The sequence below is a fragment of the Pseudomonas sp. GM24 genome (assembly GCF_000282235.1).
In the GTDB taxonomy this organism is placed as follows: Bacteria; Pseudomonadota; Gammaproteobacteria; order Pseudomonadales; family Pseudomonadaceae; genus Aquipseudomonas.
In genome coordinates this window covers 4,483-18,403 of the sequence record NZ_AKJR01000080.1, presented here as the reverse complement: position 1 = coordinate 18,403, position 13,921 = coordinate 4,483, and the positions used below count along the sequence as shown (strand labels likewise).

Below are 13,921 nucleotides of genomic sequence, written 5' to 3'. Positions count from 1 at the left end.
CGTCAGACCCCGGCGAAATGCAGCACCAGTTTGACGATGGCAAATAGTGTCAACGCAAACACCGCCGTGAACAGAATGCCCAGCACCACGAAATGGCTGGGCTTGCCATGGGTGAAGTCCCTTGCCCGGTTCTTGCCGCTCTGCACCCCGAACGCCGCCGCCATCACACTGTGCAGCATCTGCCAGAAGGTCGGTGGTTTGTTGTCGATTGGATCGTCCATAAATCCCCCTTCGAAATCGTGCATTTGAAGCATAGTCAAAGGCGCCAGCGGTGCCTCGGTCTTTTGATTCAGATGACTTGTTACAACTGATACCGATCGCCAATAACTATGTATCGCAGTACAGCGGTGCAGAGATGGTGTGCTGTCGCTCCATTTACAGGAGCGATGTATGTCCCCCAATTCCCTTACTGCCCAGGACAACGGGCCAGCCAGACCTCAAGCCTCGGACAGTTTCCACGCGCAGTTCCTGGAAGCCGCAGTACCGCAATGGCTGATCGATGCCAGCGAGCCGAGAAGGACGGCGATCAAGCGCGCGGGGACGGTGATGCCAGACTGGTACGCGCGCGCGTCATCTGCACAACGCCAGATTCTGGATGCCAGTTTCAAGAGCAGTGTCACGGCGCAGGTGCAATTGGACAACACCCTGTCCAGCTTCAAAGACATCGACGCGTTTGCCCGGCCTTTACTGCTTGAAGCGTTGAAAAGTCGCCATCAGGTGGATGTCGACGTCGATAAGACCTTGTTATGCCTCAAGCGTCCTTTGGTCATGGGGATCTTTCAAGCGGAAATCGGTTCTTTCGAGGTCTTGAAGTTGCCGCTGCTGCAGGCGGCTCTGCACAACTTCGAAAGTCAGGAGTGCAAGTACGGTGCCTTTCACCGCAGTTCCGGTTTCATCGTAGAGACCACTACTCCCGGCATTTACACGCCAGTGCCCGTTAACGTCTCGGTCAGAGGATTTCTGAGCCTGTGCCGCGACCTGGACATCGGGGCGAAATACCAGGCGTATCTCAAGGCTTTTTTCCACCCGGCGGACACTGCGGCAGAAACGCTGTTGCGCGAGCATTTCATTGCCAGTCAAAAGGCCGCCCTGAGGGCGGCGGCCGAACGCGCGTTGTTGGCCGGGGATATTCAGCCAGAAGATCACGCCATGATTCTTTCCGTCGTCGATGGTGAAAAATATCCAAGGGTGCGAGGCAAACCCGTCTGGTTTCATGACTTGGGCCTGATGGGGGAAAGGCTGGTGGGCTGCGTCGCCTTCACGATCGCTGAAAAGCGTCGGTCGTACGATGCAACGATTCTCTATGTGCCCAATGATCCCGAGCATCCGCTGAAACGCTACTCCGGCCAGCAAGCCAACGAAACGTTCAAGCGCCTGTTTACCACTCGCGATGCACAACAGGCACAGAGTGCCGAGCCGACACCCTATCAGCGGTTTTTCAGCCAGTTTTTGCCTTATGCCAAGCGCCCCTATTACTTCAGCCAGTTCGTACAGGAAGCTGACGATGCATCAACTGATCTGCTTTGGTCGCCGTGGCGCAGGATCATCGAGGTCATTACCCCGGCTTACCCGTTTATCGCGATCCAGGAGCTGCCACCCAGGCATACGAAAATGCAGCCTGATCCTGATCCTTATCTGGGCGCCTCGCTTTTGCGTCACGAAGGCGATGGTCATTGGGCCGAGAATTCGGATTTGTGGACATATCTCTATGAACAGCATCGCGACAGGGTGTTGGCCGACGCGCGCAGTCATGCGGTTCCGACCGCTGACGTCAACATCAAGGCGCGCGACGCCAAACTGGCGGCCTTGCTGCAGGTCGGGTTGCTGGGGCTGAACATGGTGTCGATGTTCGTCCCGGTGTTGGGCGAGGTCATGATGGTGATCATGGCCGGACAACTGTTATACGAAACCTTCGAAGGCGTAAAAGAGTGGAGCGAGGGCGACAAGCACGCCGCCAAGGCGCACCTGGTGGATGTGGCAGAAAACCTTGCGCTGATCGCTGTGATGGCTGGTGCGGGCGCGGGGTTCAATCGACTGGCTGCCGTCAAGCCTGAGCCGGTGATCGAAGATCTGCACCCGGTGACATTGCCCAACGGTGAAACACGTTTGTGGAAATCCGATCTGAGCGGCTATGAACATCCTGTCACGCTGAGTGATTCGACCGGGCCGAATGACCTGGGGCAACACGCTATCGACGGTAAAACCTACATCCGTCAGGGTGACAAGGTCTACGAACAGTTTTTCGATCCCTCGACGTCGCAATGGCGCCTCAGGCACCCCACTGAACCCAACGCTTACCAGCCCGTCCTTGGGCACAACGGCCGGGGTGCCTGGCGCCACACGCTGGAACGCCCGATGTCCTGGGACACGCTGACACTGCTGCGGCGCATGGGGCATGTGACCGAGGGCCTTTCGGATGAGGCGTTGTTGATGCTGGCGCAGATCAGCGGTGTCAGCGACAACACCTTGCGCAAGATGCACCTGGATCATTTGCCACCGCCGCCGGAATGGCTCGACGCCATGCGTTTGTTCAAAGCGGATGCGTCGGCAGGGCAGGTCATCGAACAGTTGAGCGGGGCAGCGCGGATCGATGATCGCTATCTGTATGCACTTACCCTGGTCACCGAAATGCCGCGCTGGCCACTCGGTCGGGCGCTGGAAGTTTTTGAAGCGGCGGGATTGTCCGGGCCGTCCATCCGCTATGGCGCGGCAAAACAACCGCCATGGGTAGTCCCCCGACCGGTTATCCAGCTCAGTCGTGCGCAGGTGTTGAACGGCGAAATGCCGGCGCGGATTCTGGCGGCGCTGGACGAAAACGAGATTACCTATCTGCTTGGCAGGGATGCGGCGCGACTCCATTCCGCCAGAGCAGACGCATTGCGCAAGCAACTCGCCGGTTTTGCCAATACACGCCAGCCTGCGATTTTTGCCAGCCTCTACGACGGCACTGAACCGCTCGATGCGCGTGTCAGCCTGCTGCAGCGCGAGTGTCCAGGTTTGAGCGAAGCAGCCGCGCAGGATGTGCTGGATCATGCCACTGCAGCACAGCTGGCGCGTATGGATACGACGGGGCGCTCGCCTTTGAAAATGCTCGAAGAGGCTCGCTGGCATGCCCGTCAAGGACGCCAGACCCGCGCCTTTATCGGTTTGCGCAGTGCCAACCTTGCAACGGCGGACAGCCGACGATTGGCCTTGCACGCCTTGCGGCAATTGCCAGGCTGGCCGTCGACCCTGCGTCTGGAACTCCGTGAAGGCAGCACCACCGGAGCACTGCTCGACAGTCTCGGTGAAACAACCGCGCCGGATAAAAGATACCTGGTCAAGAACGGAGCATTTTTTCTCGCCTTCAATGAGCGCGGTGAATTGCTTAACCACGTTTCCGGGGCGGGCGACAACTTCTACAACTCGCTCATGTATGCGCTGCCGGATGACGCACGTGCGGCGATCGGTCTGCCGCAGGTCAGTGACAGCCATGAACTGCAACGCAAAATCATCGAATACGCGCATATCCACCGCCGTGAAGCCGCACAATTGCTGGCGCCGCCACTCAAAGGGTTCAAGCCTCCGACACGGGTGAGCGCAACACTCAAGGGCTACTACGCAAGCGGGCGTGGCGCCAGCCTGCATTCCTCCGTCGCAGCGAGCGTGACGGAGCTTTATCCGAGTCCGCAACAGGCCGACGCGTTTCTGCGCCAGCAGCGCGGCCGGACCGACAGGCAAATCTTCACTGAACTGGGCACGCGTCGGCGTGAGTGGGAGGCGCTCAACGCCACACTGGATCAATGGCAGGCCGGCCCGACTGGCAGTCAGGCTGGACAACACCAGTGGTCATTCTCTCAAGCGCTCAGGGAGGCTTGGCGCAATGGCCCGCTCGCGGAGCACTCAGCCGAAGCGGCGCGTCTGTCGCTGGTGTGTGAGACGCCGCTGCCGGTGATCACCACGCGTTTTCCCCATGTGCGCGAACTTTCGGTGACAGGCAGCGGCATCACGGATGCCAATGCCGACGCCTTCATCGCGTTGTTCCCCAATGTCACCCGGCTGACCCTGGGGGATCTGGGCCCCAGCTATGGTCAACTGCCCGCCAGGCCTCAACCACTCACCTCATTGCCTGAGGCGGTCAGTCGGTTGTCCGGGCTGACCCAACTGCGGTTTTCGACCTATGCGCCGGAATTGGCCGAGAGTTTTACGCACAGGCTCAGTGCGTTGACGTCTTTGCAGACGTTGCGCATCGACTATTCAGGATTCGACTCGACAACCCTGCACGCGCTGGATCTTTCACCGCTGAGTGGTTTGCGTGCTTTGCAAGTCAACGCCCCCTACGCATTGCGACAGTGGCCGGCTTACGTCGAGCGGCTGGAACAGCTTGAGCGTCTGGATTTGACACGTACCTCGATCGACACACTGCCCGATGCTCTCTACAGCGGGCACGAAAGGCTTTGGGCCGGACTCTCGCTGGACTGGTCGAAACTGAGTCGGGCGGCGTTCAGGCGCGCTTTTGAATACGTCAAAAACTATTCAGGCCCTTTCGGCCATCTGGTCGATCTGGAACAAATGGTGAGCGAGTATTGCCGCGCAGAGCTGGACTTCATGGCCGTGATGCCGAACTTCAGCGATCCTCTGCCGCAGAGATTCAATGAGGTCTGGACAACGCCCGAAGCGAGACTGCTGGCGATTGACCAGCTCAGGGTCGAACACGATGAAATCTTTGCGCAGTTCTACGCCCCGTCCCAGCAGGGCGGGCTGCGCAACCCGGCACTTCGCTGGCAATGGGCGACCGGACGCAGCGCTGGCGTTTTAAGGGCGCTCAAGAGCAGCTGGAATGGCGCGCTTCGTCAGCGTTACGGCGTGAGGGCAGACCTTTCCACATTTGCCCTGCCTGAGTCAGGGCCGAGCCTTGGAGGACTGACATCGGCCGAGAAGATCCTCACGCTGCCGTCATTGCCGGCGGGCAGTTTTCCCCACGTTTCTACGTTGCGCCTGGGGTTGCTCGACGTTCCCGTCGAACAGGCTCGCGGGTTTATCAGAGGTTTCAGCGGTGCTGAAATACTGGATGTCAGTGGCAATGCGTTCACCGAACTGCCGTTTACCGCCAGTGAGCTACCGGCCTTGACCGAACTCGACTTGTCCAATAACAACCTGCTCGTCACACCGCCAGTGCAAGCGCAATTCAATGATTTGCCGCGCATCGAGGTACTGAATCTGGGGCATAACCCGTTAAACACTCTGGATGTCAGGGCGATGACCGGGTTGCAGGCGTTGAACCTTCGCTCGACGAAGCTGCAATCCTGGCCCACCGGCGCCGAAAGTCTGCCGCAGCTGTCCTGGCTCGACTTGCGTGACAACGACATAGCGTCGCTGTCGCCTCAAGCACTGGCGCATCCCGATGCATTGATAAAAGCCAATCTGACGGGCAATGTCTTCAGTGCTGAAGGCGAGACCGCCCTGAATACGGCTTTACGCCGCATCGAACAGGCCAAAGGGCTTGGGCAGGGCGCATTGACACGCTTCGCCGAAGAGCCGGTGCCTGCACAGTTTCCACCGACGGAAACGGGCTGGTCTCTGACTGACCTGTTGTTACCCGTGCCCGAGCGCGGCGCCGTGATTGCGGACAAGGCGGGGAGGCTGGCGCACCTGCGGCGCCTGACCCCGAGCATGACGCCCGAACGCGCCCGGCTGCTATTGCGCAAGCTGCGTGAAGCGGGACGCAGCGATGTGCAGATAGACGCGCAAATCAGCCAATGGCAGCAAGCCAGTGAAGGCTTGATTCGCCAGTTGAATGACTGGCTGTATACCCGCGAGGTGCGCACTGGCAGGCGCCACATCACTGCGCAAAATCGCTCGTTCGCGGCTTTGCGCATCTGTGAAGCCTGGCTCGAGGGGCTGACGCCGGGCGCCGCTGGCGAAGCCATGGAGCTTAGGTTGCAAGGACTGCAGACCGGCGATCTACCTTCTCTGGATGCGCCACTTGCAGGGGTGACGACGCTGAACCTGCGCGGTGTGGGAATCAGCGAGCACGGGTCCGATGGCTTTCTGAATGCCTTTGCTGATCTGAGCACATTGATCATCAGTGGCAATGACCTCGCGAATCTTCCAGGCGCGGTGCGCCGCATGCGCGAACTGGAACAACTGGAAATGCAACACTGCAACCTCTCGAGCGGCGCCAGTGTTTACCCGTTGCTGAGCCATAACCGTCTGCGCAGACTGGATCTGGGCTACAACATTCTGCAAACCTTCAACCCGCCCGGCTTCGGCGTCCTCGAAACGCTGGATCTGCGCTACAACGCGTTGAACGATTGGCCCGCTGGCGTCTTGCAGGCTCGATACCTGCGCCGGCTGGATCTGCGCAGCAACAACATCGCGCACCTTCCCGAGACGCTTTTCGATGGCAATCACTCGCGCCTGGTAGCAGGCACCGATTTGTCCGGCAACGATGACCTGTCACTTTCTGCGTTACAGCAGCTCAGATACTTCAGTCGCGTGAATGCTTCTTCTCATGTCCTGGGCATTTCACGCGGGCAGATTGACGGGATGATTCACGCTCAGCTGTTTGGCGCCGACGTCAGCCCACTCGCCGAGCAGCCCATTGCCGGAAACGGTGGCGTGGTGGAAGGCGAAGAGGGCGCCGTCGCGGGGCATGACCCCCATGCGGCCGTGTTGCCAGCCGAAAACATCTTTGACCCGGCCAACGACATTGCGCCAAGGGCATTGAATCCCTGGCTCGAGGGGGCTTCACCGCAATTGGCTGAAGTGAGAAGGGGTGTCTGGGCGCGATTGGCGCAAGAGCCAGGCCACGAGCGCTTTTTCCAGTTGATCCGACTGTTGCGCGATACCCGCGACTACAGGCTTGTGCAGGCCGATCTGACGCGCAGGGTGTGGGATGTCATGGACGCCGCGAGCGAAAACACCGAGCTTCGGGAGTTGCTGTTCCAAAGCGCTGAGTCCCATGGCACCTGCCCTGATGGACGAACTCTGACGTTCAGCGAAATGGAGGTGCGGGTGGCGGTGTATCGCGCCTTGCGCGAAATTCCACCGAATCGACTGATGCTCCGAGGGCGGGCCTTGTTGAGGTTGTCACGGCAGTTGTTTCGTCTGGAAAGGGTCGAGACCCTGGCCGAGGCCGCAGGGCAGGGGCATGATCGCGCCGAAATACGTCTGCGCTATCGGATCAGCCTGACCAGCGGTTGGGGGGACGGCGTGGATTTGCCCGGGCAACCGGCGTACATGCTATACGGCACGCCGATCAGCGACCAAATGCTGGCGCAATCGCGGGCATCGATTCTGGAGGCGGAGCGCACCGACGCACTGTTGGTGAGCATGGCATCGCGCGACTACTGGAACGAATATCTGCACGAGCGTTATCCGCAGGAAACGAATGCGATCGACCGCGCGGTGGCCGAGCAGCGTCACCAATCGCTCAGCGAGCTTGAGGATCGCCAGTCAAACGGTGAAATCGACAAAGAACACTACAACCTGGAATTGGCTGAGCTGAGCAGGACAATTGATGCCCTGCGCGTACAGAAAGTAGTCGAGCTGACCCGTCGAGAGATCAACGATCTTCGGAGTCTGGCCGATGAGTCGGAGCGCCCAGGCACGCTTTCAGCCAAGCCCGGGCCCTCGTGGCGTTCGTGACTGAGTGATTGACCGGGCTCGGGATTAGAGAAATCCCGGGCCCTTGACCGGTCTCAGTTGTCGTAACCCAGATTCGGCGCCAGCCAGCGCTCGGTCACGCTCAACTCCTGACCTTTACGCGAGGTGTAGCTCTGCACCTGATCCTTGTCGACCTTGCCCACGGCAAAGTACTGCGCTTGCGGGTGGGCGAAGTACCAGCCGCTGACCGCAGCCGCCGGGAACATCGCGTAGTGTTCGGTGAGGAACACGCCGCTGCGGCCGGCGCGCATTTCTTCGGCTTGCGGATCGAGCAAGGCGAACAGCGCGGCTTTCTCGGTGTGATCCGGGCAGGCCGGGTAACCCGGAGCAGGGCGGATGCCGCTGTATTGCTCTTTGATCAGCGCGTCGTTATCGAGCACTTCGTCCTTGGCGTAACCCCAGTGCTCTTTACGCACTTGCTGGTGCAGCCATTCGGCGCAGGCTTCGGCCAAACGGTCGGCCAGCGCTTTGACCATGATCGAGTTGTAATCGTCGCCAGCGTCCTGATAAGCCTTGGCCACTTCCTCGGCGCCGATGCCGGCGGTGGTGATGAAACCGCCGACGTAGTCGGTCACTTCGCTGTCTTTCGGCGCAACGAAGTCGGCCAGCGAGAAGTTCGGCTTGCCGTCGGTCTTGATGATCTGCTGGCGCAGGTGATGCAACTTGGCCAATGGCTTGCCGTCATCGCCGTACAGTTCGATGTCGTCGTCATGCACCTGATTGGCCGGCCAGAAACCGAACACCGCACGGGCGCTGATCAGCTTCTCGTCGATCAGCTTGGCGAGCATTTCCTGCGCGTCCTTGTACAGCGCGGTGGCGGCCTCACCGACCACTTCGTCTTCAAGGATGCGCGGGAATTTGCCGGCCAGATCCCAAGAGATAAAGAACGGCGTCCAGTCGATGTATTCAGCGAGGACTTTAAGGTCGATGTTGTCCAGCACCTTGCTGCCGGTGAAGGTCGGTTTGACCGGCTCATAAGTTGCCCAGTCGAACTGCGGCTTCTTGGCGATGGCCGCGGCGTAGCTCAAGCGCTCGGTACGGGCACTGCGGTTCGAGGTGCGTTCGCGTACATCGACGTATTCCAGACGGGTTTTCTCGACGAAACCGGCCTTCAATTCTTTCGACAGCAACTGCGTGGCCACGCCGACCGCGCGGGAAGCGTCGGTCACGTAAACCACGGCATCGTTGCTGTACTTCGGTTCGATCTTCACCGCAGTGTGCGCTTTGGAAGTGGTCGCGCCACCGATCATCAGCGGCAGATGGAAATCCTGACGCTGCATCTCACGGGCAACGTGAACCATTTCGTCCAGCGACGGCGTGATCAGGCCGGAGAGGCCGATGATGTCGCACTTCTGTTCTTTGGCGACCTGCAGAATCTTCTCCGCCGGCACCATTACGCCGAGGTCGACGATGTCATAGCCGTTGCAACCGAGTACCACGCCGACAATGTTCTTGCCGATGTCGTGCACGTCGCCCTTCACCGTCGCCATGAGGATCTTGCCCTTGGCTTCCGGCTTGTCGCCTTTTTCCAATTCGATGAACGGGATCAAGTGCGCCACAGCCTGCTTCATCACCCGGGCGGATTTCACTACCTGCGGGAGGAACATCTTACCGGCGCCGAACAGGTCACCGACGATGTTCATGCCCGACATCAGCGGGCCTTCGATCACTTCGATGGGGCGCGCGAACGACTGACGCGACTCTTCGGTGTCTTCAACGATGTGCGTGGTGATGCCTTTGACCAGCGCATGTTCCAGACGCTTGTTGACGTCCCAGTTGCGCCACTCTTCGGTTTCGGCTTCCTTGACGCTGCCGTCGCCCTTGTACTTGTCGGCGATGGCGAGGAGGGCGTCGGTGCCTTCCGGCGTGCGGTTGAGGATCACGTCTTCCACAGCGTCGCGCAGTTCCTGCGGGATCTGATCGTAGATCTCCAGCTGCCCGGCGTTGACGATGCCCATGGTCAGGCCTGCGCGGATCGCATACAGCAGGAACACCGAGTGGATCGCCTCACGCACCGGGTTGTTGCCCCGGAACGAGAACGACACGTTGGACACGCCGCCCGACGTCAGCGCGTACGGCAGTTCGTCGCGGATGTAGGCGCAGGCGTTGATGAAGTCCACCGCGTAGTTGTTGTGTTCTTCGATGCCAGTGGCGACGGCGAAGATGTTCGGGTCGAAGATGATGTCTTCCGGCGGGAAGCCGACTTCGTTGACCAGAATGTCGTAGGAGCGTTTGCAGATTTCTTTTTTGCGCGCTTCGGTGTCGGCCTGGCCGGCTTCGTCGAACGCCATCACCACCACCGCCGCGCCGTAGCGCTTGCACAGTTTGGCGTGGTGGATGAACTGCTCGACGCCTTCTTTCATGCTGATCGAGTTGACGATGCCCTTGCCCTGAATGCACTTGAGGCCGGCTTCGATGACTTCCCATTTAGAGGAGTCGATCATGATCGGCACGCGGGAGATGTCCGGTTCACCGGCGATCAGATTGAGGAAGGTCACCATGGCCTTCTTCGAATCGAGCATGCCTTCGTCCATGTTGATGTCGATCACCTGCGCGCCGGCCTCGACCTGCTGCAGGGCGACTTCCAGCGCTTCGGTGTAATTGTCTTCACGGATCAGGCGGGCGAATTTGGCAGAACCGGTGATGTTGGTGCGCTCGCCAACGTTGACGAACAGCGAGCTGCGATCGATGGTGAACGGTTCCAGACCCGACAGGCGGCAAGCCTTGGGAATGTCCGGAATCTGCCGCGGCGCATAACCGGCGACGGCTTTGGCAATGGCTTCAATGTGCCCCGGCGTGGTGCCGCAGCAGCCGCCGACGATGTTGAGGAAGCCGCTCTGGGCGAATTCTTCGATGACTTTGGCGGTTTCCGACGGCAGTTCGTCGTACTCGCCGAATTCGTTCGGCAGGCCGGCGTTCGGGTGCGCGGACACATGAGTGCTGGCCTTGTTCGACAGCTCTTCCAGGTACGGACGCAGTTCACTGGCGCCGAGCGCGCAGTTCAGACCTACAGAAATCGGCTTGGCGTGCGCCACCGAGTTCCAGAACGCTTCGGTGGTCTGGCCCGAGAGGGTACGGCCGGAGGCGTCGGTGATTGTCCCGGAAATCATGATCGGCAGTTCGATGTGCAGTTCTTCGAACACACCTTGCACGGCGAAGATCGCCGCTTTGGCGTTGAGGGTGTCGAAAATGGTTTCGATCAGGATCAGGTCGGCGCCGCCCTCGATCAGACCTTTGGTGGCTTCGGTGTAGTTTTCCACCAGCTCATCGAAGGTGACGTTGCGATAGCCGGGGTTGTTGACGTCCGGCGACAGCGAACAGGTGCGACTCGTAGGACCGAGCACGCCAGCGACGAAACGTGGCTTGGCCGGGTTCTCGGCGGTCTTGGCGTCGGCAATCTTGCGCGCCAGACGTGCGCCTTCTACGTTTAATTCGTAGGCCAGTTCTTCCATGCCGTAGTCGGCCATGGAAATGCGCGTGGCGTTGAAAGTGTTGGTTTCGAGGATGTCGGCACCGGCATCCAGGTAGGCTTTCTCGATGCCGCCGATCACGTCCGGACGGGTGATCACCAGCAGGTCGTTGTTGCCCTTGACGTCACTCGGCCAATCCGCGAAGCGTTTGCCGCGATAATCCTGCTCTTCGAGCTTGTAGCTCTGGATCATCGTGCCCATGCCGCCGTCGAGTATCAGGATGCGCTCTTTGAGAGCTTGCTTGAGAGCTTGAAGGCGGACGCTGCGATCGGACATTTGGACTACTCGGAAAGACCATTACGAAGGAGCGGGATCATAGCAAACCTGTGCGGTTTTAGAGCATGCGGGGCTTTTGCATGAATATCGCTCATGTTGGTGCGAGCGTCATAATGTAGAATCGCGGCGTTTTTTTTAACAATCGGGATCAGCAGCATGTCTTACCGCGTCATTGGTTTTGTGTTGCTGTTTCTCAGCTGGGGCGCCGTGGCGCAAGAGCCAGCGACTGCACCGGCCATTTCTCCTTCGATTTCTTACGTCCGCGACATCCAGCCAATCTTCACCGAGAAGTGCGTAGCCTGTCATGCGTGCTACGACTCCGCTTGCCAGTTGAATCTGGGCAGTGGCGAAGGCGCGGCCCGTGGTGCGAGCAAAATGCCGGTCTATGACGGCGAGCGCACTGTCGCGGCGCCGACCACCCGACTGTATTACGACGCCTTCGGCAAGCACGCCTGGCAGCAGAAAGATTTCTATTCGGTGCTCGACGCCCAAGGCAGTCAGGCTGCACTGATGGCGCGCATGCTCGAACTCGGGCACAAGACGCCGCTGACACCGAACGCCAAACTCCCGGAAGAGATCGTGCTGGGCCTGAACCGCCAGAATATGTGCGCGCTGCCCGCCGAGTTTGAAGGTTACGCCGGCGCTCACCCGAAAGAAGGCATGCCGCTGGCGGTGACCGGGTTGACCGATCAGCAATATCAGACGTTGCAGCGTTGGCTGGCATCCGGAGCGCCGATTGACGAACAAGGCCTGGCGCCGAGCGCGAAAGAGGCGCTGCAAATCGTCCAGTGGGAAAACCTGCTCAACATGCCGGGGGCACGGCAACGTCTGGTCGGCCGCTGGTTGTACGAGCACTGGTACCTCGCGCACATTTATTTCAAGGACGGCGAGCCGGGGCATTACTTCCAGTGGGTGCGTTCGCGCACGCCGAGCGGTCAGCCGATCGACCTGATCGCCACCCGTCGTCCCAACGACGATCCGGGTACTCAGGTGTATTACCGCTTGTGGCCGGTGCAGGGCGTGATTGTGCATAAAACCCACATCACCTATCCGCTGAGCGCGGCGAAGATGGCGCGGGTGAAAAGCCTGTTCTACAGCGGCAACTGGCAGGTCAATGCCTTGCCCGGTTACGGCCCGCAGAGCCGTGCCAATCCATTCGCGACGTTCGAAGCGATTCCGGCCCAGGCGCGATATCAATTTATGCTCGATAACGCCGAATACTTCGTCCGCACCTTTATTCGCGGGCCGGTGTGCCGGGGACAGATCGCGACCGACGTGATCCGCGACAACTTCTGGGCGCTGTTCCAGGCGCCGGAACACGACCTCTATATCACCGACCCGAACTATCGCGGCCAGGCCACGCCGTTGTTGGCCATGCCCGGGCAGAACGACGATGTCGGCAGCGTTTTGAGCTTGTGGCACAACTACCGCAACAAACGTAATGAGTACGAAGCGCTGCGCCGCGACAGCTACGCCGATCTGCCCGCGCCGAGCTGGTCGACCCTGTGGGCCGGCAACGACAACGCGTTGCTGAGCATTTTCCGTCACTTCGACAGCGCTTCGGTGACCAAAGGCCTGATTGGCGAGGTGCCGCAGACAATGTGGCTGTTCGACTATCCCTTGCTCGAGCGCACCTATTACCAGTTGGCAGTCAACTTCGACGTGTTCGGCAACGTTTCGCATCAGGCGCAAACCCGTCTTTATTTCGACTTGATCCGTAATGGCGCCGAGCAGAACTTCCTGCGCCTGATGCCCGCCGATTCCCGCGAGGATTACCTCGACGATTGGTACCAGAGCAGCGGCCAGTTCAAGATGTGGCTCGATTATGAGGCGATCGATGACGACAAGCCGACGGCGCTGAAGCTCGATGAAAAGGATCCGAAATACGACTTCGCCATGCAATTGCTGGCGCGTTACGGCGACCTCAACGCGCGGCCCGATCCGATCAACCGTTGCGACGGCGCTTACTGCTCACGGCCAAATATTGACCCGGCGCTGCAAAATGCCGAGCAGGCGCTGAGTCGCCTGACGTCGCGCCCGGCGGCCGGCTTGAAGGTGATCGACCAGTTGCCGGAAGCGACCATGCTGCGCATAGAAACGGCCAACGGCAAGCGCGAGGTCTACAGCCTGCTGCGCAACCGTGCGCACAGCAACGTGGCGTTCCTGCTTGGTGAGTCGCTGCGCTATCAGCCAGGGCTGGACACGATCACGATTTATCCGGGCGTGCTCAGCAGTTATCCGAACTTCATGTTCAACATTCCTGCCGACCAAGTGGCGGAATTTGTCGATGCCATGGAAAACGCCAAAGATGCCAACCGCTTCGAGAAAATCGTCGAACGTTGGGGAATTCGGCGCAGTCATCCGCAATTCTGGTTCTATTTCCACGATTTGAGTCAGTACATCCACGAAACCGATCCGGTGGAAGAGGGTGTGCTGGACATGAACCGCTACGAGAATCTTTGATCGATTCAGATTGGCTTGCTGTCCCAACTTCAAGCAACACCGCAAAACCCTGTAGGAGCTGTCGA

General features: G+C 59.7%; 4 protein-coding genes. 2 read left to right on the top strand and 2 right to left on the bottom strand.

The annotated features are described in order from the left end of the window. Positions 1–2 precede the first annotated feature (2 nt). Positions 3–221 (bottom strand): DUF2970 domain-containing protein, encoded by a 219-nt coding sequence (locus PMI23_RS11975; RefSeq protein ID WP_007912583.1) that lies wholly within the window; start codon positions 219–221, stop codon positions 3–5. 169 nt (positions 222–390) lie between these two features. On the opposite strand from PMI23_RS11975, the gene PMI23_RS11970 reads away from it, so the two are divergent. Next, on the top strand, positions 391–7,629 hold the full coding sequence (locus tag PMI23_RS11970) for an NEL-type E3 ubiquitin ligase domain-containing protein (protein ID WP_007912584.1): 7,239 nt from the start codon (positions 391–393) through the stop codon (positions 7,627–7,629). 53 nt (positions 7,630–7,682) lie between these two features. On the opposite strand, the gene metH is transcribed toward PMI23_RS11970, so the two are convergent. Beyond that, positions 7,683–11,393, bottom strand: coding sequence for a methionine synthase (gene metH / locus PMI23_RS11965; protein ID WP_007912586.1), 3,711 nt, complete (start codon positions 11,391–11,393; stop codon positions 7,683–7,685). A 156-nt stretch (positions 11,394–11,549) separates the two neighbouring features. On the opposite strand from metH, the gene PMI23_RS11960 reads away from it, so the two are divergent. Continuing rightward, positions 11,550–13,856 (top strand): fatty acid cis/trans isomerase, encoded by a 2,307-nt coding sequence (locus tag PMI23_RS11960; protein ID WP_007912588.1) that lies wholly within the window; start codon positions 11,550–11,552, stop codon positions 13,854–13,856. Positions 13,857–13,921: the final 65 nt, after the last annotated feature.